Here is a 23,570-nt window from a genome sequence, read left to right on the forward strand (position 1 = left end):
AGAGTGGCCCCATGGACATCGCATTCCTCGGGCTCGGCCGGATGGGCCGCGAACTCGTTCCGCATCTGATCGACGCAGGCCACCGGGTGACGGTGTGGAACCGCTCGCCCGAAGCCGCAGAGAGCATCGGGCGGCGCGGGGCGCGGGTCGCCTCGACCGCGGCCGAGGCCATCGCCGGGGCCGACGCGGTCGTGAGCGTGCTGTTCGGTCCGGAGGCCGTGCGCGAGACGATCACCGAGGCCGGGCTCCCCTGGCGGGCGGGGACGCTGTGGATCGACGTCACCACGGTCTCCCCCGCCGATGCGACCGAGTTCGCCGGACGCGCCGCCGACGCCGGGATCCGCTACGTGGCAGCGCCCGTCGTCGGGTCGCTCGCTCCCGCGCGCGCGGGCGCGCTCGCCGTCCTCGTCGGCGGCGAGAGCGATGCAGTGCGGGAGGCCAAACGGATCGTGACGCTGTGGGCCGACCAGGAGAAGCTCCGCACCTTCGGCTCGCCGGCCGCCGCCGCAGCGGCGAAGCTGGTCGCCAACCTCGCGCTGGCGGTGTCGATGGAGACGTTGTCGGAGGCGCTGCGCCTCGGGCGCGCCGCCGGGCTCGGCGACGACGACGTGCTCTCCACTCTGGCGCTGACGGCGATCGCGCCGCTGGCCGCGCAGAAGGGCGCGCTCGTCACGGCGGGCGACTACGGCGACGCGCAGTTCACGGCCGACGCGCTCGCGAAGGACACTCGGCTGATGCTCGCGACTGCCGACGTCCCCCTCCCGGCCGTCGCGCTCGTCGCCGCCGAACTGCAACGCGCCATCGACGCCGGGCACGGCGACGACGACTTCTCCGTCATCGCCCGCGATCGCTGACCGTCCCTCCCCTGCACCGCCGTGTGAACATTTGCCGCACTGCATTCCCGCTCAGGCGGCGGGCACCACCACCTCACCCGTCGCCGCAGAGCGCCGCGCGGCATCGACCACGCGCAGCGTGCGGAGGCCGACCTGGCCGTCCGGCGTCGCCGGGCGACCGCTGCGCACGGCGTCGAGGAACTCGTCGAGCATCGCTGCATCCAGATCCGCGCCGAGCGGCACCCACACGGGGCCGTCCAGTGTCTGGCCGCCGAGGTGCGGAGCGAAGGGCGCGATCGTGACCGAGCCGCGCGTTCCCGTGACCTGCAGCGTCAGACCGCCCCACGTCGGCGCACTCTGCGGCACGCTCCAGGAGCAGTCGATCGTCGCCACCACCCCGCTCGGGTACACGGCCGTCACCAGGCCGCCGGTCTCCACCGCCGACCCGGGGTGGAGGATCCGGTTCGCGACCGCGTGCACGGAGTCGGGCTGCTCGCCGAGGAGCTCGTCGAGCAGGTCGGCGCAGTGCACGACGTGGTCGACCAGCGCGCCGCCGCCCGACAGCGCAGGGTCGGTGAACCAGGCCCGCTCGGCGGGGAGCTTGCCGTTGTTGGTGCCTGTGACCGCCAGCAGAGTGCCCAGCTGTCCCGACCGCACGCGGTGCACGAGGTCGGCGAACGACGGCGCGAACCGCACGGGATACGCGGTCATCAGGGTGACACCCGCACGTTCGACGGCGGCGAGCATCGCCTCGGCGTCCTCGACCGTCGTGGCGAGCGGTTTCTCGCAGAGGATGTGGGCACCCACCGCGGCCGCGGCCTCCACCAGCTCGCGATGACGCGCGTTCTCGGCGGTGACGATCACGGCATCGGGACCCCAGGCGAGCGCGTCGGTGTACGACTGCACGTAGCGCACTCCCAGCGAATCGGCGAGAGCGGCGCCGCGCGATGCGTCGTCGGGTGCCGAAGCTCCGTCCGGGTCGGTGACCACCAGGTCGATGTCGGCCCGGCCGGCGAGCGCGCGGCAGTAGCCGATCGCGTGCGTGTGGGCGAAGGAGAGCACGGCCACTCTGAGCGGCCGGGAGGCGGGTGCGTTCAACGGGGACTCCTCGGGAGCGATGCGTGTCATGCGCCGACACCGGCCGCAACGGCCGCGGGCGCCGGCTCGGAGACGGACGACAGGTCGATGTCGACGGGGCGGCCGGTGCGCAACGATTCCATCGCGGCCTCGGCGACGACGACGGCCCGGAGGCCGTCCTCGGGAGTCACGCGCGCATCCCGCTGCTCGGCGATCGCCGCGACGTAGTCGCGCAACTGGGCGGTGTAGGGGCTCTCGGTCAGGGTGGGAGGCGGCAGGTAGCCGTCGCCCGCGTGCGCCGACGGGATGTCCACCCGGCTGGCGGTCGGCGCCGAGTCGAGGCTGAGGACCCCGGCGGATCCCGCGACGTCCGCGGACGTGCGGAACGGCAGCCCGCGGGCACCCCAGGTGCCCTGCACGTGGCTGAGCGCGCCGTTCGCGTGGGTGAGCACCACATGCGCCGTCACGGCGTCCGGAGCGTCGGCGTCACCGGCGGATGCGCTCTGCGCTGCGTAGACGCGGACGATGTCGCCCGCCATCCAGAGCGCCTGATCGAGGTCGTGGATCATCTGGTCGCGCACGATGCCGCCTCCGCGGTGCACGTCGTGGAACCACGTCCCGGTGCGCGGGGCCTCTCCGCCCCGCACGAAGCGGAGGACGGCCGGTTCGCCGATGAGCCCGGCCTCCACCTGGCGGCGCAGTGCGGCGTAGTCGGGGAAGTACCGTACGACATGCGCGGGGAAGAGCCGGACGCCGGACTCGCGTGCAGCGTCGACCACCTCGCGCGCATCGTCGACCGTACCCGCGAGCGGCTTCTCGCACACCACGTGCTTGCCGGCCCGGATCGCCGTCAGGGCGAGCGGGGCGTGGCTCGTGGTCGGGGTCACGATGTCGACGATGTCCGCGGCCGCGAGGAGGTCGTCCAGCGAAGACGCGACCGCGAAGCCGTACTGCGCCGCGAGCGCGTCGGAGCCCTCGTGCGAGTACACGGTGACCGCCGCGCCGAGGGCGCGCCAGCCGTCCGCGTGGACGCGGGAGATACCGCCGGCCCCAATGAGGCCGACTCGAAGGGAGGTCACGGGGTGTGCCTTTCTCGATCGTGGAGCAGCCCGGTCACTTGAGACCGGAGAAGGCGATGCCGTCGATGACGCGCCGCTGCATGAGGAGGAACAGGATGAGCACCGGAGCCATGGCCAGCAGGCTTGCGGCGAGCAGCAGCGGGAAGTCCGGGATGGAGCGCTGACTGGTGAGTGTGGCGATGCCCGGTGCGAGAGGCATCTGCGTGGAGTCCGTTGCGACGATGAGCGGCCAGAGCAGGTCGTTCCAAGAGGCCAGGACGGTGATGATCGCGAGCGCGGAGAGACCGGGTCTGGCCAGCGGCAGCATGACCTTCCAGAACACCTGGAAGTGGTTCGCACCGTCGAGGCGCGCGGCCTCGGCCAGTTCGTCGGGGAGTCCGAGGAAGAACTGCCGCATCATGAACGTGCCGAACGCGCTGAAGATTCCGGGCGCCGCGATGCCGGCGATGGTGTTGAGCCAGCCGAGCCCCTGCACGATCTGGTACTGCGGCAACAGGTAGACCTGCGGCGGCACCATCAGGATGGCGAGCACGAGGGCGAAGATGCTCCGCCGGAAGGGGAACTCCATCCGCGCGAAGGCGTAGCCGGCCATCGAGCACAGCAGGAGCTGACCGACCGTGCGGATCACCGTCACGGCGACCGAGACCCACAGCTGATTCAGGAAGGGCAGCTGGTCGAACACGTGCGCGAAGTTCTCGAAGTGGAGCGTGCCCGGCCAGACCGTGGGCGGAACAGACGTCACCTGCGCGTTCGTCGCCAGCGACATCAGGATCTGCCAGACGAACGGGAAGATCATCAGGAGCGACGCGACGATCAGCACGACGTGGGTCAGGCCGTTGCGGCTGCGGGCACGGCCTGCGACCGCGCGACCCGCGCGCGGCGGGGAGACGACCGAGCTAGACATAGTTGACCCACCTCTTCTGCATGCGGAACTGGAGCATCGTGAACGCGCCGACCAGCACGAGGATCGCGACGCCGACCGCCGCCGCATACCCGTTGTCACCGGTCTGCTGATGCGCGAAGAACAGGTACACGAGCGACTGCGTCTGGTTGATGGCCGGATTGCCGGTGCCCATGAGCGCGTACAGCAGGTCGAAGAGCTGGAATCCGGTGATCACGGTGATCACCGACACGAAGAAGATCGACGGGCTGAGCAGCGGGACGGTGATCGAGAAGAACTGCCGCGTGCGCGTGGCGCCGTCGATCGACGACGCCTCGTACATCTCCGGCGGGATGCTGCGCATGCCCGCCGAGAGCACGATGAGGTTGAAGCCGAGCGAGATCCACACCCCGACGACGCCGACCGCGAAGAGCGCGAACCATTCCGTGCTCAGCCAGTTCGGTCCGTGGATGCCGACCAGTGACAGCGTGTAGTTGATCACGCCGAAGTCGCCGTTGAAGATGATCCGCCACACCATCGAGATGGCGGCGGGCATCGCGACATACGGAAGGAAGAACGCGGTGCGGTACGCGGCTGCGAACTTCAGCCCCGGCCGATTGATCAGGGCGGCGAACAGCACCGCGAGCGGGATACCCAGCAGCAGGATGCCGACGTAGATCAGCGTGTTGAGGATCGCCCTCCAGAACTCGGGGTCGGCCAGCATCTGCTGGTAGTTCGAGAGCCCCGACCAGGTGGCGCCGCCGAACGCGCCCCAGGTGGTGAAGCTGAAGTAGGCGTTGCGGAAGATCGGCCAGATGTAGAACACCAGCACGCCGAACAGCAGCGGGCCGACGAACAGCAGCGCCCACCAGCCGTCCTTGCGCAGCCGTTCGCCCCGGGAGAACCGGGTACCGCGGCGCGGCTGCGGAGCGTTTTCGCCCCGGGAGGCGGGCGCCGTCTGCGCGGCGCCCGCTCCCTTCGTGATCGTCTGAGTGGACATGGTCACTCTTTGGCGAGGTCCGCGTTCATCTGCTTGGCGAGCTCCTTGGCGACCTCGTCGACCGGCTTCTTGCCGCTGAAGGCGTCGGGCAGGAGGTCGCTCTCGGCCTTGTTCCAGGCCGCGGTGTTCTTGGAGATCGGGTACGGGAACGCGTAGTCGGCCGCCGCCTTCTCGAAGATGTTCAGATCCCACGGCGCGGTGTCGACGAACGCCTGCTGGGTGCCGTTGAAGGCCGGGTTGGCCGCGCCCATCTTGGCCTGGGTCTCGGCCGCCTCCTTGCCGCCCAGATAGTTCTGGAAGGCGATCGCCGCGGACTTGTTCTTGGAGTCCTTCGCGACGACGTTGGCGAGACCGTGGATGACCGTCGCCTGACGCTCGCCCTTGGGCAGCGGAGCCAGGGCGATGGTGCTCTTGATCGGCGAGGCGAGCAGCTCGGAGTTGAGCCAGGTCCCCGACCAGATCATGGCCGACTTGGAGTTGATGAACCACTGGTCCTGCGGGGTGTCCGACAGCTGCGAGAGCGTCGGGGAGGATCCGTCGGCGATCAGGTCGCGCACGAACTGAAGGCCCTTGATCGACTTCGGGTCGTCGTAGCCCGACTTCTTGCCGTCGCTCGAGATGATCGAGCCGCCGGCCTGCAGGATGGTGTTGTAGTACATTTCCTGGCCGCCGGAGAGGCCGCTGGCGACGCCGTAGATGCCTTCGCCCTTCAGCTTGTCGGAGATCTCCTTGGCCTTCTGGTGGAACTCGTCCCAGGTCCAGTCGGCGGTCGGGTAGGCGACTCCCGCCTTGTCGAAGACGGCCTTGTTGTAGAAGACCCCGATCGTGTCGAAGTCCTTCGGCACGCCGTACTGCTTTCCGTCATAGCTGTACAGGTCGTCGAGCGCCTTGGGGTAGTTCGCCGGCTTGATGCCGGAGCCGACCGGCTCGAGCAGCCCGTTGGACGCGTAGAGCTGGAAGTTCGGCCCGTTCATCCAGAAGACGTCCGGGAGGGTCTTCGACGAGCCCTGGGTCTGCAGCTTGGTGAAGTAGTTCTGGTAGGGCGTGATCTGGGTGGTCACCTTGATGTTCGGATACTCCTTGTTGAAGTCCTTGATCAGGGCCTCCATGGCCGGCTTCTGGTTCACGTCCCAGAACGCGTAGGAGATGCTGGCCGAGAGATTATGATCGGCAGGGGCATCGGAACCGCTGCCAGTGTTGGACGAGCATCCGGCGAGTACGACCGCGGAGGCGACAGCGGCCGCGGCCGCGAGCAGGGCTTTTCGCATTGGTTCTCCTTCGATGAGGGGGTTGTCGGTGCCTTACCGGGTCGGCGACTCCACTCGCCGGCCCGGATCTTCGTGTTGCATGGTGCCGCCGCTACAACCGCGCGGCGATCTTCGCATCCACGGCGGGCACGGCTCGGGGCCGGGACCCGTCTCGGAGCGATTCGGTGGCCGCCACGGCGGTGGCCACCGCATTGCGGGCAGCCACTGCGGACGTCGTCGTCGCAGTGCCCTCCCGCACGAAGCGCACGAACTCGGCGACGGTGAGCCGGTCCGCGTCCGCGTGTCCGCTTTCGTCGCCGAGCACGGTGTACTCGGCGTCTCCGGCGGGGTTGTACGTCGTCCGGCGATTCCAGACGCGCACGATCGCGCCGTCCGAGTCGCCGAAGTTCTCCAGGCGCCCCTCCGTGCCGATCACGGTGTAGTTGCGCCAGTAGTCCGGTGTGTAGTGGCACTGCTGGTACGAGGCGAAGACCCCGTTGTCCAGGTGCATGGTCACCATCGAGATGTCCTCGACGTCGATCACCGGGTTCAGCTCGCGCTGGGCCAGCGGCGGCCAGGCATCCATCGAGAACCAGTCGGGCATCGAACGGTCGGAGTTGTCGCGCCGGTCGTCGATTGCTCCGTAGAGCGAGAGGCCGCCCATGCCGGTGACCAGCTCGGAGTAGCCCCCGGCGAGCCAGTGGATGATGTCGATGTCGTGGGCGCCCTTCTGCAGCAGCAGCCCGTTGGACTTGGCGCGTTCGGCGTGCCAGTCCTTGAAGTAGTAGTCGCCGCCGTTGCCGACGAAGTGCCGGCACCAGATCGCCTTGACCTCGCCGATCTCGCCCCGTCGGATGATGTCGCGCATTGTCTGGATGACGGCCATGTGCCGCATGTTGTGACCGACGTACAGCGGGGTGCCGGTCTCGGCTGCGGCCTCCAGGATGGCGTCGGCGTCGGCCACGTCGATCGCGAGGGGCTTCTCGAGGTAGACGGCGATCCCGGCTCTCAGGAGGTCGATGGCGATCTCGGCGTGCGTGTGGTCTGGCGATGTCACGAAGGCCGCGTCGATTCCGGAGACTGCGGCGATCAGCTCCCGGTGGCCGGCGAACAGCCGAGGCCGGCCGAACTCCACGGCCGCGCGCTCCCGGGCGGCGGCGCTCGGATCGGCGATCGCGACGATCACACCCTCACCGGCGGTCACGGCGTGCGCGGCGATCTCCGACCGCGCACCGGCCCCGATCACGGCGATCCGCAACGGCGGGGTCGAGGCGTCGCCCGATCGGTGCGCCGCCTGCTGTTCGGTCACATCCACGCTCATCTGCTCGCTTCCTCCAGCGTCTCCTGCGCCGCCCTGGCACGCGCCCCGGCGACATCGATTTCGGGCTCCGGGAGGTCCGGGGCCAGGTAGAGCCGATCCATCGCCTGACCGGAGGCCAGCGCCAAGGCGCCGAGAACCACCGATTCGGCACCGAGCTCGGACTGGATGATGGACGGCCGGACGGGCACCCCGATCTCGGCCATGACGGCCGCGCGCAGCGGGCGCAGCAGTTCCTCGCCGGCGCGCGACAGGCCGCCGCCGACCACGACGACGTCCGGGTCGACGGCCATCGTGACCGTCGCGATGCCGGTCGCCACGCCGCGGACGAACTCGTCGATCTCCGCCCGCGCCGCGGCATCCCCTGCGGCTGCGGCGCGGAACACGTCCTCGGCCGTCTCGCCGGTCTCCCAACGCAGCTGGCCGGAGTCGTCGACGTGCATCGAGAAGACACTGCCGCCGATCTCGCCGGCGGCACCGTGCCGTCCGCGGCGCAGCTTGCCGTCGATGATCAAGCCCATGGAGATGCGGTGACCGGCGAAGAAGTAGGCGACGTCGTCGACCAGGCGGGCGGCTCCCATGCGGTGCTCGGCGAGCGCCGCCAGTCGCATGTCGTTCTCGATGCTGACCGGGCAGCCGTACTGCTCGCTCAGCCTGCCCGCGATGTCGACGCCCTCCCAGTCGGGGAAGTTGTGCGAGACGGCGAGCCGGCCGTCCGGGCCGACCATGCCCGACACGGCGACCGCCATTCCCGAGAGGGAGGCCAGGCGGCCGATGTCGATGCCGGCCCGGCTGAAGCAGGTGTTCACCGCGTCTTTGACGTTGTCGAGCCGCCCCGCTCCCACGAAGCGCTGCTCGATGTCGCGCTGATACCAGGCGACGATCCGGCCGCTCAGGTCGGCGACGACGACCCGCACCCGGTGGATGCCGACGTCCACTCCGACGAGGAGGCCGGCGTCGGCGGCGAACTCGAAGATGCGTGCGGGGCGCCCTGCTCCGCGGCCGCCGGCGGTGTGCTCCTCGATCATGTCGACCAGGCCGCGCTCGCGAAGAGACGGAAGGGCGGCCTCCACGGTCGGACGCGAGAGACCGGTGCGCTCGGCCAGCTGCGCCACGGTGGCACGGCCGCCGTCGCGGAGGGCGACCGCGACGCGGGCGCCGCTCTGGTTCGCCTGGCGCGCATCGTGCGCGCTGTTCTCCACCGGAAGCATCGCAGGACCTCTCCGTCCGTTTACAAAGAAACTGGCTTTTGTAATTGCTTTCGGACAGTAGAGCACGACTGAACACCCGAGGTCAATACACCTCCGAATACAAGCAAAAGAACTTGCGTATTGTCCACGACCGACGCAGCCGGGCCGGCGACGGGCGCGTCGCTCTTGTCGGGCCCGCACGGAGCCCAATACGCTCGCCCTGACGTTCGATGAGCGAGCGACGAGCGAGCAGGGAGCCTTCATGCGATTCATCCAGTCGCCCGAGCGCCGCTCCGCGACCCGCGGCGCAGACCCGGCCGGGGCACCGCTGCTGCGGCGCAGCCCGCTGCTGTTCGGCTTCGTGGTCACCCTCGGCGCGCTGGGAGCGATCGCCGCCGGGTACATGCTCTACGGCCTGCGGTCGATCATCTTTTCGGTCTTCCTCGCCGCGTTCGCGACGGTCGGGCTCGACCCCCTGATCCGCTGGTTCCAGCGGCACGGGATGAAACGGGCATGGGCCATCGTCACGGTGATCCTGCTGATCGTCGGAGTGCTCGTCGCGATCGTCTGGGTCGTCGTGCCCCTGCTGGTCACGCAGATCTCCAACCTGGCGACCGCCATCCCGGCCGAGGTCGCGAAACTGCGCGCCGAGGGCTGGTTCGACGCCACGAACGAAGCCAGCAACGGCGTCCTCGGGCAGGCGCTCACCTGGATCTCCGACCAGGTGAAGAACCCGCAGACCTGGGCGAACGTCGGCAACGGTCTCCTTGGCTTCGGCCTCTCGGTGCTGAACGCCTTCACCACCGGCTTCTTCATCGCCATCCTGACGATCTACTTCATCGCCTCCTACGACTCCACCAAGCAGTCGCTGTACCACCTCGTGCGCCGATCGCACCGCGCCCGTTTCGAGGGCTACTCGGAGCGGATCCTGGAGAACTTCGGCAAGTATCTGAGCGGCATGGTCATCCTCGCGTTCTTCAACGCGACCTACAGCCTCATCCTGCTGCTGATCACCGGCGTGCCCGGGGCGTTCCTGATCGCCCTGGCGGCGTTCTTCATCACGCTCATCCCGCTCATCGGCACCGTGCTGACGACCGCCGTGATGACGGTGCTCGCCCTCATCCACTCCCCCGTCAGCGGCGTCGTTGTGCTCGTCTTCATGCTGATCTACATGCAGGTGGAGGCCTACATCCTGACGCCGAAGGTGATGGGAAAGGCCGTCCAGGTGCCGGGGTCCGTCGTGCTCATCTCCGCGCTCGCCGGCTCGACCCTCTTCGGCCTCCCCGGGGCGCTGGTCGCCATCCCGATCTCGGCGGGCATCATCCTCATCATCAAAGAGGTCGTGATGCCGCGGAAAGACCGGACCTAGCCAGCGGTCGCCTCACGCCCCGCCGGCCCGGGAGCCGCGCGGTCGTCGTCCGTGGCCGGGAACGGACCGAGCACGTCGTCGAGGTGCAGATCGGACCCGCAGAGCGCGGTGGATGTGATCCGGATCACCGCGTCGGTCGGCTCCTGGATGCGCGCGTCCGGCGCATCGATCACCGCGAGTGTCCTGGTCGCCTGCCTGCTGAGTGCTCTCATGGGTCGGTCTCTACGCGCCTGGAGTGGGCGCGGACCGGGGTCGACAGGGCGCGCGAGCCGTGCTCCGCGTCGCGGGCGGGCACGCGATAGTCTCGGCGCATGGCGCACCCGCTCGATCCGCGCCCGCTCCGTCGGGGTCGCAAGCTGACGGTGCTCGCCCTCGCGATCGTCGCGGCAACCGCGGGCGCGCTGGCATTGGCGGCCGTCGCGCTGGATGGCGCCGGCCTGGTGGCCCCACGCGGCCCCGTGCCGGGCGCGACGGCACCGATGTCGACCGTCGCTGCCGTCTACCTCGAAGCGGCCAAGGACGAGGACTGCGGGATGACCCGCGCTCTGACGACATCGCATACGGCGGCGTGGTGCCACGACCCGCACCTGACGACGTATCGCCTCGTCGGTCGTACGGGAGACGACGGGCAGTGCATGGACTACGTCATCACGACGACAGCGAGCACCGACGGCTCCATGGACGCAGGCCCCAAGCCGTGGTCGTTCTGCTTCGTCCAGACGAAAGCAGGATGGCGGCTCTGGGACCAGGGACAGGGGTGAGGGGGCGGGGGTGCGCGAGACACTGAGAGATGACAAGAAGCCCGTGCAACACGTTCGTGTAGACGGATCGTAGCTTCACGATCCTGGTTCTTCAGGTGATTCCTGAGTCGGTTCTGGCTGCATCCCTTCCACCGGCATACGTGTGGCCCGTCGGACCCACCAGGCGCTCGGTCCCGCCGTGACTGCTCCGAAAAACAGGACGAACAGGCCACCGGGGACATTGCCTGCGATCAAGCCGAGGACACCGACGATCGCCGTAGCTGAGCCCACAACCAATAGGAGAATCCAGTTGTGCTGGTTCGTCTGAGTAACTCGAACCATCCACGACGCTCGTTTCGTCGGACTGCCGGGGCTCACCTCAGACCGCATAGACGACCTCGGCACTTGTGAATGCAGAAGTCGCGAAGTAGGGATTGCATATCGCGTCGGCATCGACCAGATCGACCCCGCGACCCACAATCCGCTCCAGCTCTTCCTTGAGGTCGAAATAGTCGTGGAGCAGTCCCCCGCGACCTGGGAGGAAGTCGACGAGGAAATCGACATCACTCGTCTCGCGGTCAAACTTGTCGCTGAGCACCGACCCGAAGATGCGAAGTCGCTTGACTCCATGTGCGTGGCACGCGCGAGCGATCGCCTGCACGTCGATTGGCACCGCGACGATCATGGCAGGAATTGTCCCATACCGGCCGATTCCACCGCATTAGCGTGCAGCTTCGTGCCTCGATGAGCCGGTGATCTACGCTCCCCCCAGAGCGGTTCGCACCGACTCAGTGTCTCAGGCATTTCGCGCCATCCACCTCGTGAATGCTGCGGCAGAGTGCGTGGGCGGATGACCGGCGAACGGAACACCTGCGGCAGAGAGACGTGCTTCGAGGTCCCGCCGGATTCGAGCCAACGGGGTCATCGCCTCGCTGGCGGCACGAGGGGACCGACCTCGATCGCCCACCTGTGTTGTCTCTATTGGCGATGTGCTTGCTGAATGAGGTAGCGCCTCGTCGAGAACGTTGCTGCTCGTCGCACCGAGGCGAACCCCGTCAGGAACCCGCCGCCACGCGGATTGACGTTGGCGCCCGTAACCGTGTCGACCACCTGGAGCTGCCAGAACGGTCCGAACAGGTGCCTCGGTTGCACGTCGAATCGAGGATCCACCGTAGGGAACTCGGAGCCACCGCCCATCACCATGCGCCCAGCATCGCATGACGGCTCGGCATTTCGTGCGACGACGCTGCACGCGAGCTCCAGCTGCGGCCGTCGCCTCAGCCGCCGATGCCCAGCTCTGCGCCCGGCGGCGCGGTGGCGCAGACCGAATTGTCGGCCTTGGCGAAAGCGTCAGCGCGGATTCCTGATCCCGAGCCCACACTCGTCACGGTGAAGATCAACGCCTCAAGGGACATGGGCGTTGGCTCGTCGACGACCGTCCCGCCCGACGCCTGGGTGTTGCTCGCCTGCACGGCCTCATTGCTGCCCATGACCTGCATGCCCTGGCTTGGATGGGACCGCAGCCACGCCAATGTGTCATGGGTGGACATGCTCGGCAGCGTCCAGTATCCGACGGCGTCGGCCATCGGCCGGCACCACATGCCCGTGCTCGTGCCGCTCGCCACGCCGTCAGGTCGGGTGGCGGATCGCACGGCGCCAGCCGGAACGACCACGCCGGTCAACCAGAGATCCGCCTTATGCTGGGATGCCGCGTCGACGGTCCCGCCGGGGTTTGTGACCGGAAACTGGGGAGTCGACTGCTCCCCAGAAGACGAGCCAGATGGCACCGCCGTCGGCGCATCGCGCGAAACAGCCACGGAGCTGCACGCCGTCAGCATCGACCCCGATGCCAGCACCAGGAGCGCCCCCGCGAAGCCGACCCGCGCACGCAGAGGTCTCATTCGTGTGAGGCCTCCTGAAAGACGCCACCAACGGCCAAGGCCGGAAGCCGTCCGCGCCGTTGCGTCTCTCCCACGAACCCGCCCCTTTACTCGTGACTCGGGGTGGCAGGCCCCCCGCACCTGCCACCCAGCGTCGCAATCCCCCCGGAACGACGCACCTTTACGACGCTAGCGGGGATCGGACGAGTGATGGAATGTAGCGAAAGTAACATTCACGGTTGGCGACAATCAGACGCGTGAGCATCCATGCTTGTCTCGTGGTCTCCGAAACCCCGGCCCAGGTCTCAGAAGAGGAGGCCGCCCGTCTCGAACTCCGAATCACCGCAGAACTGGTTCGCCGACTGACTGCACGCGGGAGCGCTTTGACCGCGGATCCGGTGATCACCCAGCAGGTCGAGACGCAAGTGCGCACGATCCTTCGGCGCACGTTCCAACGCCTCGGTACCGCCACCCACAACGCGCCATCACCGGCGACGAGCGTCGGAAAACGCGGGCGGCGCAGAACATCCATCCGAGCGACAGCCTCACTGCCGCCACCCTCCTGTTCGACATCGCGCTGACCGAACTCGCGGTCGACCACCATGACGCGTCAGCGGTGGCGCGCGCCCTCAATGCCGCGATCATGGATGAGGTCGTCCCGGCATCCCTCGCCTACGTCGACGCGTTGCTCGAACGACTGGCGGTAGCTCACACCGAAGAGCGTCTCGGCATTTCACGTGAACTGCACGACCGGGTAGCTCACAGCATCGCCGCGGGAATCCAGCGCGTCCGTCTCAGCCGGCAACCCACGGACTCGGCGGCCGGACGCATCGCCGAAGCGCTCGACCTTCTGGAGGCGGCTCTGGATGAGACACGCTCACTGGCTCTGGACCTCAGACACTCGGTGGGCGACAAACTCCTCGATGAGGCCATCCTCGACTACGTCGCCGACCTCAGCACCGAACCGCCGCGCGTCGCCGCTTCACGCGAGGGAACCCCGCGAACCCTTCCCACAGGCGTTCAGGAGGAGGCGTTCATCGTCGTTCGCGAGGCCATCCACAACGCGCGCCGTCACTCCCACGGCGACAAGATCATCGTTGTCTCCAAGTGGGGCCATGACGAGCTGCAGATCAGCGTGGCCGACGACGGAGTCGGATTCGGCCGGGACACGATCCGTCCCGGTGCACTCGGCCTCATCGCAGCACAGGAGCGCGCCGAACTCATCGGAGCAGATCTCGCGATCGACTCTCGGCAGGGAGCCGGGACCACCGTCACCTTGTCGATCGCTCTGCGGGGCGGCGCACGATGACCCGGACGGTGGTTCTCGCCGATGATCACGCGCTCTTCCGCAAGGGAGTGCGCGCCCTCATCGAACGCGACTTCGACATCCGTCGGTGAGGCGAGCGACGGGAATACCGCGGTCCGACTCGCTGAAGACACCACCCCCGAAATCCTCCTGCTCGATGTCGAGATGCCGGGTCCACCGGCCGAGCAGACCATTCGCACTGTCCGGCGGCGATCACCGCGAACGGCAGTGGTCATCCTGACCATGCACACCGACGCAGTCCTCCAGCGCCAGCTCAGTCGAGCAGGCGCATCCGCCTTCGCCAACAAGAGCATCAGCGAGAGCGCGCTCCGCCAGCTGATCGCCACTGCACAACCTCAACCGGCCACGTCACCGGACGAGGCGCCACACAAGAACCGGACGGACGGAGTTCTCACCGAGCGGGAACTCGAGGTCATCAGGATGATCGCGCAGGCGTACACCAACCGCGAGATCAGCATGCGCCTCAACATCACCGAAGGCACGGTCAAGCGACACACGACCAACATCTACGCGAAACTCGGCGCGACCTCACGAATAGACGCCGTGCGCAAGGTCGTCCGGCTCAACCTCCTTGAGACGTGAACGTCCACCCAGTCCAGAGGCTTGCGGTCGTCGTCGCACGAACGTACTCGAAAGATGCCTGACCCGAGACCGGTGAGCGTTACGGGATCCGTCCTGCGTGCCTGTCGCGTTGGTCAGCTCACGTCTCCCGTGCGAATGAATCGCCAGAGAGCGGAGACAGCAGTGAAGCCAGTTCCGCTGGGGCACCCTGGGAAAGATCGAGGCGAACTCAATACGGCTCATCCCTCAAACATTGCGGGCAAACTGTGAGGACCAAACCCGTTGGAACCCAAGAGCTCTATCGACGCAGCTTCGTCAGAGACGTCCCGATGTATCACACGCACCGACCCAGGAAACCGAAGAAGCCCCCGATCCCAGTGTTTCCAAGGGATCGGGGGCTTCTCGCCACCTGCGGTGTCGGGTGCGCCCCCAGGGACTTGAACCCTGAACCCATTGATTAAGAGTCAATTGCTCTGCCGATTGAGCTAGAGGCGCGTTCGTTTCGGTTTCCCGAACCGAGGCTCAACACTAGCATCCGGATCGGGCGCTTCGCCAATCGGGGCGGCTCCGGCGCGCAGTCCGGGCGTGTCCTGTCGGCGGCCCGCTAGGCTCCTGCCGTGACCGACGCACACGACACCGACCGGCCGCCCCTTTCGTCCGACCTTGCGCTCGCGCTGCGGCTCGCCGACCTCGCCGATGGCATCTCGGCGGCGCACTTCCGCGAGCGCGGCCTCCACGTCGACACGAAGCCCGACCGCACGTTCGTCACGGAGGCCGACCTCGCGGTGGAGCGCGCGATCCGGGACGCTCTCGCCTCCGAGCGGCCGGGCGACGGCATCCTCGGCGAGGAGTACGGGACGGAGGGCGACGCGAGCCGGCAGTGGATCATCGATCCGATCGACGGCACCTCCAACTATCTGCGCGGCGTGCCGGTGTGGGGAACCCTGATCGCGCTCGCGATCGACGGCAGGCCGGTGGTCGGGGTCGTCAGCTCCCCCGCCCTCGGCAAGCGCTGGTGGGCCGAGACCGGCGACGGCGCCTGGACGACCGACGCGCCCGGCGCCCAGCCCCGCCCCATCCGGGTCTCCGCCGTCGCCGATCTCGAACACGCCTCGATCAGCTTCCAGAGCATCGCGCAGTGGGACGAGGCCGGGTACCTCGACCGACTCGTCGCCCTGACCCGCCGCGTGTGGCGCGACCGCGCCTACGGCGACATGTGGTCGTACATGCTGCTCGCCGAGGGGCTGCTCGACGCCGTTGGCGAGTTCGACGTCAAGACCTACGACCTTGCGGCGCTCATCCCGATCGTCGAGGAGGCCGGCGGCGCGTTCACCTCGGTCACCGGCGAGCACGGTCCGGGCAACGGCTCCTCGCTGGCCTCGAACGGGCTGCTCCACCCGGCGCTGCTGGAAGCGCTGGCCTGACCCAGGCGTCCGCGGCAGCCGGCTAGATGCTCGCGAGCACCTCGTCCAGTTGCTCGTAGCCCTCGGTGACACCCTTCGCCTGACCCGACGCGACCATGCCGTCGCGCGCGTCCAGGGTCGGGTAGACAGCGTGCACGCGGATGCGGCTGCGACCGCCCTCCAGCGGCTCGAACCGGATGGACTCGATGCTCACCACATCGGGGAAGCCCTCGAACTCGAAGGTCTGGATCGCGAACTCGTTGTCGCGGACGACGTGGAAGACCCCGTTGAACGCGTACGACTCGCCGCCGACGGTGTGCACGTAACGGTAGCGACCGCCTGTCGTGAACTCGAACTGCTCCAGGTCCATCTCGTACCCACGGGGTCCGAGCCAGCGCTTGAAGAGCTCCGGCTCCTTGTGGGCGCGGAACACCAGCTCCACCGGATAGTCGAACTCGCGCTCGATATCGATGAAGGGCAGGCCCTCCGGGGCGGTGATCGTGACGTCATTGCTCATTGCTCTCACTCCTTGCTCGTGTTCTGGTGGTCGGTCGCCCCCGCGCCCGCGAGGTCGCCGAGGACGGTGTCGAGGGTGCGGAACCGTTGCTCGTGGATCAGCCGGTAGCGGTCGATCCACGAGGTGAGTTCTTCGAGCGCGCCGGCGCGCAGGTGCACCGGCCTGCGCTGCGCGTCACGGCTGCGCGTGACGAGCCCGGCCTCCTCGAGCACGTGGATGTGGCGGGACACCGCCTGCGTCGTGATCGCGAACGGCTCGGCGAGCTCGTTCACGGTCGCGGGCCCGGTGCTCAACCGCGCGATGATGGCGCGGCGCACCGAATCCGAGAGCGCCTGGAAGGCTCGGTCGAGCCGTTCCTGCACGGAGGCGTCCGTTTCGCTCGAGGCCATACTCAACAATTCCTTTTATCAACACTTGTGTTGGATACGATACGCCGTCGATCACCACCCCACAAGCGGCCCGACACCATAGGCTCGGGCGTGTGAGCACTCCGAGCACTCCCAGCACTCCCAGCCCTCCCCGCACACTCAGCACCAGGCCGTCCACCGACGAGCCGCTCGTCCACATCGCCGGGTTCCGGATGGACTTCGGACGCACGACCGTGATCCGCGACCTGTCCTTCGACATCGCGCGGGGCGAGACGTTCGGCTTCCTCGGCAGCAACGGCTCGGGCAAGACCACCACGATCCGCGCACTCCTCGGCATCTACCAGCCGACGGCGGGCGTCCTCCACATCGACGGCCGGGACTTCTCGCCCGAGGCCGGCGAGCGTCTCGGCTATCTGCCGGAAGAGCGGGGACTCTACAAGAAGGAGTCCGTCATCGACGTCATGGTCTACTTCGGGCGGCTCAAGGGCCTCGGCGCCGAACCGGCCAGGCGCTGGTCGCGCGAGTACCTGGAACGGGTCGGCATCGGCGACAAGGAGAAGGTGAGGCTCGACAAGCTCTCCGGCGGTCAGCAGCAGAAGGTGCAGCTGGGCGTCACGATCATGAACCAGCCCGAGCTGCTCATCCTCGACGAGCCGACCAAGGGCTTCGACCCGGTCAACCGCCGCCTGCTGATGGACATCATCGACGACCAGAAGCGCGCCGGCTCGACCGTGATGATGGTCACCCACCAGATGGAGGAGGTGGAGCGCCTCTGCGACCGCGTCATCCTCCTCAAAGACGGCGTGTCGCGTGCCTACGGCACCGTCTCCGAGGTGCAGGAGCAGTTCGGCGGCACGATCGTGCACGTGGACCACGACGGGCGCATCCCGCCCTCCCCCGCCTACCGCATCGCGACGGACGCGGGCGGGCACGCCGAGCTGGAGGTCGCGAACGACGCCGACACCGCCGCGATCCTCCTCGCGCTTGTGGAGGCCGGCCTCCACGTCACCCGCTTCGCCCCCACCCGCAAATCGCTCGACGACATCTTCGTCGAGGTCTACGGCGCCGAGAGCCGCGAGGAGGACTGACCATGGCCCGCCACAACCTCTCCACCGTCATCGGGTTCGAGTTCACGCGCACGATCAAGAAGCGCAGCTTCTGGGCGGTGACGCTGATCCTCCCGATCCTCGTCTTCGGCCTCGGCGCGCTGCTGATCTCGGCGAACGTGACCAGTGCCAACACCGCCGACCAGCAGAAGAACGCGCGCTTCGACTTCCTCTACGTCGACGCGTCGGGGCTGGTCGACCCGACGATCGCGCACAAATACGGCGGCAGAGAGATCGCCAGCAGCTCGGAGGGCGTCGAGGAGGTGCAGATCGGCGGCACTCCCGCGTTCTTCGACTACCCCGCCGACCCCTCCACACAGACGATCAAGGTCTACGGAGCCGACGTCGGCGTCTTCCAGAACAGCCGGTACTCCGCCGTGGCACAGTCGCTGCTGTCGGCGAGCGTCGAGCAGAAACTCGGCAACCCGATCGACGTGGCCATCCTGCGCGGCGAGACCAACACGGCGACCACCACGTTCAAGAACGGCGCGGTCGCGCCCGGCTTCGAGGCCATCCTTCCCGCACTCGTCTTCCTGGCCGCCTTCTTCATCGTCATCGTGTTCCTGGGCAATCAGATGCTCAACTCGACGCTGGAGGAGAAGGAGAACCGCGTCACGGAGATGATCCTGACGACGATCAACCCGACGAACCTCCTCGTCGGCAAGGTGGTGTCGCTGTTCGCCATCGGGCTCATCCAGATCGCCGTGTTCGCGTTGCCGGTCGTGGTGGGCTACCTGTTCTTCCGCGACCAGCTGGCCATCCCCAGCCTCGACTTGAGCACTCTCGTGTTCGACCCGCAGAAGATGATCGTCGGAGCGCTCGTGACGATCGGAGGCTTCGCGCTGTTCACGGGCACCCTGGTGGCAGTCGGTGCGGTGATGCCGACCGCGAAGGATGCCGCGCCGTTCTTCTCCGTCGTCGTCTTCGCCGTCGTGATCCCGCTGTACGCGTCGAGTTACGCCATCAGCACCCCGAACGCGCCGATCGTGCAGGTTCTGGCGTACTTCCCGTACACCGCGCCGATCACCGCGCTCATCCTGAACGCCTTCGGCTCGCTGCCGCTGTGGCAGGCGATCGTCATCATCGTCGAGCTGTTCGTGCTCGCGTTCGTGGTGCTGCGGCTGGCCGTGCGGCTGTTCCGGTACGGCTCGATCGAGTACTCCAGCAAAGTCAGGATCCGGGATGTGCTCGGGCGACGATCCGGGCCGGGACGAACGGCGGTCCGCTGATGCGCGCGGTCATCGTCCCGCAGCCCGGCGAGGCGGAGGTGCTGACCCTCGCCGAGGTCCCCGAGCCGCGACCCGCTCCCGGCGAGGTGCGCATCCGGGTCATCGCCGCCGGTCTCAACGGCGCCGATCTGAGTCAACGGCGCGGATACTATCCGTCACCGGCCGGCGCGCCCGAGTGGCCCGGGCTCGAGGTCTCCGGCGTCATCGACGCGGTCGGCGCCGGCATCGAGGACGGTCGCTGGCGCGAGGGCGACCTGGTCTGCGCGCTGCTGCCCGGCGGAGGGTACGCCGAGTGGGTGACGGTCGACGTCGGGCTGGTGCTTCCCGTGCCGGCCGGGGTCGATCCGGTGGAGGCCGCCGGACTGCCCGAAGTGGTCGCCACGGTCTGGTCGAACGTGTTCGACCTCGGCGCTCTCGCACCCGGCGAGACGCTCCTCGTCCACGGCGGCTCGAGCGGGATCGGCTCGATGGCGATCCAGCTGGCCCGCGCGCTCGGCTCCCGGTCGATCGCCACAGCGGTCAGCCCGGAGAAGGCCGCCTTCTGCCGTTCCCTCGGCGCCGAGGCGGCCGTCGACTACCGCACGGACGACTTCGTCGCGGCGGTCCTGGCGTTCACCGACGGCCGCGGCGCCGACGTGATCCTCGACATCGTCGGCGGCGACTACATCGCCCGTGACCTCGAGGCGCTCGCGACCGGCGGCAGGATCATGTCGATCGCCGTCCGCGACCGCACTCCGGCCTCCGTCGACATGGGGCTGCTCATGCGCAAGCGCGCCCGGTTCCAGGGAACCACGCTGCGGGCGCGTCCGCTCGCCGAGCGGGTCGCGATCATCGCGGCCGTGCGCGAGCACGTCTGGCCGTTGCTCGAGGCCGGCGACGTCCGCCCGGTCATCGACTCCGTCTTCCCGCTGGCGGATGCGGCGCAGGCGCATCGGCGGATGGAGTCGTCCGCGCATCTCGGGAAGATCCTGCTGCGCGTGTCCTGACCGGCCGGTCCGCGACGACGGCGAGCGCCGCCCCGATGCCGGTTCGCGGCTCCATCGGTGGGAGGATCGGAGGCATGACCGCGCTGCCGTCCGACGAAGCCCTGCTCGCCCTGCCGAAGGCCGAGCTCCACCTCCACATCGAGGGCACGCTGGAGCCCGACCTCGCGTTCGAGCTGGCGGGGCGGAACGGTGTGGCACTCCCCTACGAGTCGGTGGAGGACCTCGCCGCGCGGTACGAGTTCTCCGACCTCCAGTCCTTCCTCGACCTCTACTACGCCACGATGGCGGTGCTGCGCACCGAGGACGATTTCGCCGAGCTGACGCGACGCTATCTGCACACCGCCGCCGCTCAGGGGTTGCGTCATGTCGAGCTCTTCTTCGACCCGCAGGCGCACGTGAGCCGCGGAGTGCCGCTCGAGGCGGTCGTGGACGGGATCAGTGGGGCGCTCCAGGAGGCCGAGCGCGATCTCGGTGTCTCCGGCGGCCTCATCCTGTGCTTCCTGCGCGACCAGCCGGTCGAGTCGGCGGATGCGGTGCTGAGCGCCGCGCTCAGCCGCCCTGATCGGCTGCTCGGCGTCGGGCTGGACTCCGCCGAGGTCGGCTACCCGCCCGAGCTGTTCGCCGGGGTGTTCGCCCGGGCGAAGGATGCCGGACTGCACGCGGTGGCCCACGCCGGCGAGGAGGGGCCGCCCGCCTACATCCGCCAGGCGCTCGATCTGCTCGGCGTCGAACGGATCGACCACGGCATCCGCGCCGCCGAGGACCCGGAGTTGATGTCGCGGCTCGCCGCCGAGGGCGTGCCGCTCACGGTGTGCCCGCTGTCGAACGTGCGGCTGCGCACGGTGAGCGACCTCGCCGAGCATCCCCTGCTGCGACTCGACGCCGCCGGGGTCCGGGTGACGATCAATTCGGACGACCCCGCCTATTTCGGAGGCTACGTCGGCGAGAACTATCTCGCCGTCCGCGACGCGCTCGGCGTCGACGCGGAGCGGGCCGAGCGGTTCGCCCGCACCTCCATCGAGGCGTCGTTCGCGTCCGAGGCCCGCAAGTCCGAACTGCAGCGGGAGGTGGACGCGTGGCGGGGCTGACCGCCGGCGCGCCCCCGTCGGGGTCCGTCGCACGTCCGGACGGCCGTGCCGTGCGCTACTTCGACAGCGGAGGGGAGCCCGACGCACCCGTGGTGGTCTGGCACCACGGCACGCCTCAGACCGGCGCCGTCATCGAACCGTTGGCTTCCGAGGCGGCCGCACGGGGCATCCGCGTCGTGTCGTGCGCACGGCCCGGATACCCGGGCTCCGACGCCGCGCCCGGCCGCACCGTCGCCGACAGCGCCGCCGACGTCCTCGCCGTTCTCGACGAGCTCGGCGTGGACCGGTTCGCGACGATGGGCGCCTCGGGCGGCGGCCCGCACGCCCTGGCCTGCGCCGCGCTCGCGCCGCAGCGCACCGCCGCGGTCGTCACCTTCGCAGGCATCGCGCCGTACTGGGGCGATGTCGACTGGTTCGCCGGGATGGCCGACCCCGGCGGCCTGCGGGCGGCTCTCTCGGGCCGCCCGGCGCGCCTTGCCTACGCCGAGACGGCCCGGTTCGACCCGGACTCGTTCACCCGCCGCGACTACGACGTGCTCGCGGGAGCCTGGGCCGCTCTCGGCGCCGACGCCGGAGCGGGCGCGGCATCCGGCCCCGACGGCGAGGCGGACGACGATGGCGCGTTCGTGGCACCATGGGGGGTCGAGCTCGGAGCGGTGAGCGCACCGGCGCTGCTCGTGCAGGGCGGCAGAGACCGGGTCGTCCCTGCCACGCACGCCGGCTGGATGCTCGAACGGCTGCCCCGGGGCGAGCTGTGGCTGCGTCCGCGCGAGGGCCACGTCTCGGTGCTGACCGCACTGGGCGTCGCGCTGGATTGGGCCTCGGCCTCTCTGTGAGTCTTGTCACGAGCACCCTCTTCGACTGCTCTTGTCGACGGAGGCGTCGGCCTATGCCGCGCGCGATCCCGCTCACACTACTCAGCGGCGGAGCGACCTTCCTCATCGCCGCACAGCCTCCGCGTTCGACGAGAACCAGCCGGTGACCGGGTTCACGAACACGGTGGGGTCGGAGCGGGACGACGCGCGCTGAACCGGCCCCTCACGCTCTAGTGTGGGTTTCAGGCGCACGGGGGATGATGTGCCCACGCGCCGGGAGGAGTCTCCGATGTCCGAACTCGACCTCAATCAGCCGTTGACGCCGCCCGAAGGGCCGCCAGAGGGCGTGTCGCTCACGCCTCCCGCCGCCGTGCCGGAGGTCGGCGGGGATCAGGCGGTCGGGATGGTCGCCGTTCCCCCGGACAAGCGCGAAGAGCTCCAGGCCAAGGCCGACGAGTTCGTCGCCGGCCTCGCGGCCGTAGAGCCCGGCAGCCCCGAGTTCACGCGCAAGGTCGATGAGATCGCGCGGATGGGCGTGCAGGAGATCCGGTCCTCGTCGGAGGTCTCGAACCGGATGCTGCAGCGCCCGGAATCGTCGCTGGCCGCCGCGCGCGGCCGCGGCGGCCCGTCCGACCCGCAGACGCAGGTGGCTCAGACGCTGCAGCAGCTGCGCACGACCATCACCGAGCTCGACCCCGGTCACGCCAACCTGGCCGGCGCCAAGGGCTTTCTCGGCCGCCTGCCCGGCGGAAAGTCGCTCATGCGGTACTTCGAGCGCTACCAGCCTGCCCAGAAACAGCTCGATGCGATCATCACTGCGCTGATCTCCGGACAGGACGCGCTCCTCAAGGACAACGCCGCGATCGATCTCGAGCGCACCAACCTGTGGGCGACGATGGGCAAGCTGGGCGAGTACGCCGCACTCGCTAAGGCCCTCGACGAGTCGATCGAGACACAGGCCGCGCAGCTGCGGGCGACCGATCCGAAGCGGGCCGACTCGCTGCTCGCCGATGCTCTGTTCCCCATCCGGCAGCGGCGACAGGACCTCACCACCCAGATCGCCGTGTCCGTGCAGGGCTACCTGGCGCTCGACGCCATCCGCAAGAACAATCTGGAACTCATCAAGGGTGTCGAGCGGGCACGCACGACCACGGTCGCCGCACTGCGCACGGCGATCATCGTCGCCCAGGCGCTCGGCAACCAGGAGCTGGTGCTCGACCAGATCGGCGCGCTCAACGACGCGACCAACGCCATGATCGACCGAACCGGCGAACTGCTGCGGCAGCAGACGGCGCGCGTGCACGAGGAGGCGATCTCGACCGGCGTCAGCCTGGAGACGCTCCAGCACGCCTTCGACAACGTCTTCGCGACGATGGACGCGATCGACACCTACCGGGTCAAGGCGGTCGAGAGCATGGGCAAGACCGTCGAGGCCCTGGAGCAGCAGGTGGAACGGTCGCGGAGCTATCTGGATCGTTCGCACAACAGCGCCACCTGAGCCGCCGGGCGCGCTCAGCGCGGCCGGCGCTCAGCGCGGCCGGCGCTCAGCGCGGCCGG

Annotated in this window: 23 protein-coding genes, 1 tRNA gene and 2 pseudogenes; 12 read left to right on the plus strand and 14 right to left on the minus strand. The window is 68.7% G+C overall.

Going from position 1 to position 23,570, the window contains the following annotated elements; translation table 11 throughout:
* Positions 1 to 11 precede the first annotated feature (11 nt).
* Positions 12 to 854, plus strand: a complete 843-nt coding sequence (locus Q0Q23_RS02740) for an NAD(P)-dependent oxidoreductase (RefSeq protein WP_295118926.1) — start codon at positions 12 to 14, stop codon at positions 852 to 854.
* Positions 855 to 905: 51 nt separating this feature from the next.
* Here Q0Q23_RS02740 and Q0Q23_RS02745 read toward each other — a convergent pair whose 3' ends face one another.
* The 8 genes and pseudogenes from Q0Q23_RS02745 to Q0Q23_RS02780 form a co-directional block, all read right to left on the minus strand.
* The gene (locus Q0Q23_RS02745; protein WP_295118929.1) at positions 906 to 1,931 is read right to left on the minus strand and encodes a Gfo/Idh/MocA family protein; all 1,026 of its coding nucleotides are present in this window, start codon (positions 1,929 to 1,931) and stop codon (positions 906 to 908) included.
* Between the two features lie 26 nt (positions 1,932 to 1,957).
* Positions 1,958 to 2,599: a Gfo/Idh/MocA family protein gene (locus Q0Q23_RS02750; RefSeq protein ID WP_295119127.1), complete on the minus strand. Its 642-nt coding sequence runs from the start codon at positions 2,597 to 2,599 to the stop codon at positions 1,958 to 1,960.
* Positions 2,600 to 2,653: 54 nt separating this feature from the next.
* Positions 2,654 to 3,001, minus strand: a pseudogene (locus tag Q0Q23_RS02755) (Gfo/Idh/MocA family oxidoreductase); the annotation flags it as partial.
* 22 nt (positions 3,002 to 3,023) lie between these two features.
* Positions 3,024 to 3,893, minus strand: a complete 870-nt coding sequence (locus Q0Q23_RS02760; RefSeq protein ID WP_295118932.1) for a carbohydrate ABC transporter permease — start codon at positions 3,891 to 3,893, stop codon at positions 3,024 to 3,026.
* A complete protein-coding gene (locus Q0Q23_RS02765) occupies positions 3,886 to 4,869 on the minus strand; it encodes a carbohydrate ABC transporter permease (protein ID WP_295118934.1) in 984 nt (327 codons plus the stop codon). The genes Q0Q23_RS02760 and Q0Q23_RS02765 overlap by 8 nt, the downstream gene beginning before the upstream one ends.
* Positions 4,870 to 4,871: 2 nt before the next feature.
* Positions 4,872 to 6,137 (minus strand): sugar ABC transporter substrate-binding protein, encoded by a 1,266-nt coding sequence (locus tag Q0Q23_RS02770; RefSeq protein WP_295118936.1) that lies wholly within the window; start codon positions 6,135 to 6,137, stop codon positions 4,872 to 4,874.
* A gap of 91 nt (positions 6,138 to 6,228) precedes the next feature.
* On the minus strand, positions 6,229 to 7,437 hold the full coding sequence (locus Q0Q23_RS02775) for a Gfo/Idh/MocA family protein (protein ID WP_295118939.1): 1,209 nt from the start codon (positions 7,435 to 7,437) through the stop codon (positions 6,229 to 6,231).
* Complete coding sequence (locus Q0Q23_RS02780; protein WP_295118942.1) at positions 7,434 to 8,645, minus strand: ROK family transcriptional regulator; 1,212 nt, start codon at positions 8,643 to 8,645, stop codon at positions 7,434 to 7,436. The genes Q0Q23_RS02775 and Q0Q23_RS02780 overlap by 4 nt, the downstream gene beginning before the upstream one ends.
* A gap of 241 nt (positions 8,646 to 8,886) precedes the next feature.
* Here Q0Q23_RS02780 and Q0Q23_RS02785 point away from each other — a divergent pair, with 241 nt between their 5' ends.
* Positions 8,887 to 9,993 carry an AI-2E family transporter gene (locus Q0Q23_RS02785; RefSeq protein ID WP_295118945.1) on the plus strand — a complete coding sequence of 369 codons (1,107 nt, stop codon included), beginning with the start codon at positions 8,887 to 8,889 and terminating at the stop codon, positions 9,991 to 9,993.
* Between the two features lie 59 nt (positions 9,994 to 10,052).
* On the opposite strand, the pseudogene Q0Q23_RS02790 reads toward Q0Q23_RS02785, so the two are convergent.
* Positions 10,053 to 10,205: pseudogene (locus tag Q0Q23_RS02790) on the minus strand (glutathione-dependent formaldehyde dehydrogenase); the annotation flags it as partial.
* Positions 10,206 to 10,304: 99 nt separating this feature from the next.
* Between Q0Q23_RS02790 and Q0Q23_RS02795 the strand changes: the two are divergent.
* The gene (locus tag Q0Q23_RS02795) at positions 10,305 to 10,754 is read left to right on the plus strand and encodes a hypothetical protein (RefSeq protein WP_295118948.1); all 450 of its coding nucleotides are present in this window, start codon (positions 10,305 to 10,307) and stop codon (positions 10,752 to 10,754) included.
* A 358-nt stretch (positions 10,755 to 11,112) separates the two neighbouring features.
* On the opposite strand, the gene Q0Q23_RS02800 is transcribed toward Q0Q23_RS02795, so the two are convergent.
* Both Q0Q23_RS02800 and Q0Q23_RS02805 read right to left on the minus strand, forming a co-directional pair.
* Positions 11,113 to 11,418 carry a nucleotidyltransferase family protein gene (locus Q0Q23_RS02800; RefSeq protein ID WP_295118950.1) on the minus strand — a complete coding sequence of 102 codons (306 nt, stop codon included), beginning with the start codon at positions 11,416 to 11,418 and terminating at the stop codon, positions 11,113 to 11,115.
* 592 nt (positions 11,419 to 12,010) lie between these two features.
* Positions 12,011 to 12,319, minus strand: coding sequence for a hypothetical protein (locus Q0Q23_RS02805; protein ID WP_295118953.1), 309 nt, complete (start codon positions 12,317 to 12,319; stop codon positions 12,011 to 12,013).
* A gap of 565 nt (positions 12,320 to 12,884) precedes the next feature.
* On the opposite strand from Q0Q23_RS02805, the gene Q0Q23_RS02810 reads away from it, so the two are divergent.
* A complete protein-coding gene (locus tag Q0Q23_RS02810) occupies positions 12,885 to 13,922 on the plus strand; it encodes a sensor histidine kinase (protein ID WP_295118956.1) in 1,038 nt (345 codons plus the stop codon).
* Positions 13,923 to 13,943: 21 nt separating this feature from the next.
* Entirely contained in the window at positions 13,944 to 14,522 is a 579-nt protein-coding gene (locus Q0Q23_RS02815) for a response regulator transcription factor (protein WP_295118959.1), read from the plus strand.
* 401 nt (positions 14,523 to 14,923) lie between these two features.
* On the opposite strand, the gene Q0Q23_RS02820 is transcribed toward Q0Q23_RS02815, so the two are convergent.
* Positions 14,924 to 14,996, minus strand: a tRNA-Lys gene (locus Q0Q23_RS02820).
* Positions 14,997 to 15,118: 122 nt separating this feature from the next.
* On the opposite strand from Q0Q23_RS02820, the gene Q0Q23_RS02825 reads away from it, so the two are divergent.
* On the plus strand, positions 15,119 to 15,925 hold the full coding sequence (locus tag Q0Q23_RS02825; protein WP_295118960.1) for an inositol monophosphatase family protein: 807 nt from the start codon (positions 15,119 to 15,121) through the stop codon (positions 15,923 to 15,925).
* A 22-nt stretch (positions 15,926 to 15,947) separates the two neighbouring features.
* Here the strand turns inward: Q0Q23_RS02825 and Q0Q23_RS02830 are convergent, their stop codons facing one another.
* Positions 15,948 to 16,421 carry an SRPBCC family protein gene (locus Q0Q23_RS02830; RefSeq protein WP_295118963.1) on the minus strand — a complete coding sequence of 158 codons (474 nt, stop codon included), beginning with the start codon at positions 16,419 to 16,421 and terminating at the stop codon, positions 15,948 to 15,950.
* A gap of 5 nt (positions 16,422 to 16,426) precedes the next feature.
* On the minus strand, positions 16,427 to 16,810 hold the full coding sequence (locus Q0Q23_RS02835; RefSeq protein WP_295118966.1) for a helix-turn-helix transcriptional regulator: 384 nt from the start codon (positions 16,808 to 16,810) through the stop codon (positions 16,427 to 16,429).
* 191 nt (positions 16,811 to 17,001) lie between these two features.
* On the opposite strand from Q0Q23_RS02835, the gene Q0Q23_RS02840 reads away from it, so the two are divergent.
* The 6 genes from Q0Q23_RS02840 (at position 17,002) to Q0Q23_RS02865 (ending at position 23,511) form a co-directional block, all read left to right on the plus strand.
* Positions 17,002 to 17,877 (plus strand): ABC transporter ATP-binding protein, encoded by an 876-nt coding sequence (locus Q0Q23_RS02840; protein WP_295119130.1) that lies wholly within the window; start codon positions 17,002 to 17,004, stop codon positions 17,875 to 17,877.
* Positions 17,878 to 17,879: 2 nt separating this feature from the next.
* Complete coding sequence (locus tag Q0Q23_RS02845) at positions 17,880 to 19,124, plus strand: ABC transporter permease (RefSeq protein ID WP_295118969.1); 1,245 nt, start codon at positions 17,880 to 17,882, stop codon at positions 19,122 to 19,124.
* Positions 19,124 to 20,110: an NAD(P)H-quinone oxidoreductase gene (locus Q0Q23_RS02850; protein ID WP_295118972.1), complete on the plus strand. Its 987-nt coding sequence runs from the start codon at positions 19,124 to 19,126 to the stop codon at positions 20,108 to 20,110. The genes Q0Q23_RS02845 and Q0Q23_RS02850 overlap by 1 nt, the downstream gene beginning before the upstream one ends.
* A 74-nt stretch (positions 20,111 to 20,184) precedes the next feature.
* The gene (locus tag Q0Q23_RS02855; protein WP_295118975.1) at positions 20,185 to 21,198 is read left to right on the plus strand and encodes an adenosine deaminase; all 1,014 of its coding nucleotides are present in this window, start codon (positions 20,185 to 20,187) and stop codon (positions 21,196 to 21,198) included.
* Positions 21,186 to 22,034, plus strand: a complete 849-nt coding sequence (locus tag Q0Q23_RS02860) for an alpha/beta fold hydrolase (RefSeq protein WP_295118978.1) — start codon at positions 21,186 to 21,188, stop codon at positions 22,032 to 22,034. Before Q0Q23_RS02855 ends, Q0Q23_RS02860 begins: the two co-directional genes overlap by 13 nt.
* A 268-nt stretch (positions 22,035 to 22,302) precedes the next feature.
* Entirely contained in the window at positions 22,303 to 23,511 is a 1,209-nt protein-coding gene (locus Q0Q23_RS02865) for a toxic anion resistance protein (protein ID WP_295118981.1), read from the plus strand.
* Positions 23,512 to 23,570: the final 59 nt, after the last annotated feature.

The organism is uncultured Leifsonia sp., from assembly GCF_945957465.1.
Taxonomy (GTDB): domain Bacteria; phylum Actinomycetota; class Actinomycetes; order Actinomycetales; family Microbacteriaceae; genus Leifsonia.

Bases quoted from the DNA above. Each gene is read 5' to 3' on its own strand.
- Q0Q23_RS02765 (WP_295118934.1), bottom strand. From the start codon at position 4,869: ATGTCCACTCAGACGATCACGAAGGGAGCGGGCGCCGCGCAGACGGCG.
- Q0Q23_RS02815 (WP_295118959.1), top strand. From the start codon at position 13,944: ATGATCACGCGCTCTTCCGCAAGGGAGTGCGCGCCCTCATCGAACGCG.
- Q0Q23_RS02830 (WP_295118963.1), bottom strand. From the start codon at position 16,421: ATGAGCAATGACGTCACGATCACCGCCCCGGAGGGCCTGCCCTTCATC.
- Q0Q23_RS02800 (WP_295118950.1), bottom strand. From the start codon at position 11,418: ATGATCGTCGCGGTGCCAATCGACGTGCAGGCGATCGCTCGCGCGTGC.
- Q0Q23_RS02795 (WP_295118948.1), top strand. From the start codon at position 10,305: ATGGCGCACCCGCTCGATCCGCGCCCGCTCCGTCGGGGTCGCAAGCTG.
- Q0Q23_RS02835 (WP_295118966.1), bottom strand. From the start codon at position 16,810: ATGGCCTCGAGCGAAACGGACGCCTCCGTGCAGGAACGGCTCGACCGA.
- Q0Q23_RS02840 (WP_295119130.1), top strand. From the start codon at position 17,002: ATGGACTTCGGACGCACGACCGTGATCCGCGACCTGTCCTTCGACATC.
- Q0Q23_RS02865 (WP_295118981.1), top strand. From the start codon at position 22,303: ATGTCCGAACTCGACCTCAATCAGCCGTTGACGCCGCCCGAAGGGCCG.
- Q0Q23_RS02780 (WP_295118942.1), bottom strand. From the start codon at position 8,645: ATGCTTCCGGTGGAGAACAGCGCGCACGATGCGCGCCAGGCGAACCAG.
- Q0Q23_RS02760 (WP_295118932.1), bottom strand. From the start codon at position 3,893: ATGTCTAGCTCGGTCGTCTCCCCGCCGCGCGCGGGTCGCGCGGTCGCA.
- Q0Q23_RS02785 (WP_295118945.1), top strand. From the start codon at position 8,887: ATGCGATTCATCCAGTCGCCCGAGCGCCGCTCCGCGACCCGCGGCGCA.
- Q0Q23_RS02770 (WP_295118936.1), bottom strand. From the start codon at position 6,137: ATGCGAAAAGCCCTGCTCGCGGCCGCGGCCGCTGTCGCCTCCGCGGTC.
- Q0Q23_RS02855 (WP_295118975.1), top strand. From the start codon at position 20,185: ATGACCGCGCTGCCGTCCGACGAAGCCCTGCTCGCCCTGCCGAAGGCC.
- Q0Q23_RS02850 (WP_295118972.1), top strand. From the start codon at position 19,124: ATGCGCGCGGTCATCGTCCCGCAGCCCGGCGAGGCGGAGGTGCTGACC.
- Q0Q23_RS02775 (WP_295118939.1), bottom strand. From the start codon at position 7,437: ATGAGCGTGGATGTGACCGAACAGCAGGCGGCGCACCGATCGGGCGAC.
- Q0Q23_RS02805 (WP_295118953.1), bottom strand. From the start codon at position 12,319: ATGGCCGACGCCGTCGGATACTGGACGCTGCCGAGCATGTCCACCCAT.
- Q0Q23_RS02740 (WP_295118926.1), top strand. From the start codon at position 12: ATGGACATCGCATTCCTCGGGCTCGGCCGGATGGGCCGCGAACTCGTT.
- Q0Q23_RS02845 (WP_295118969.1), top strand. From the start codon at position 17,880: ATGGCCCGCCACAACCTCTCCACCGTCATCGGGTTCGAGTTCACGCGC.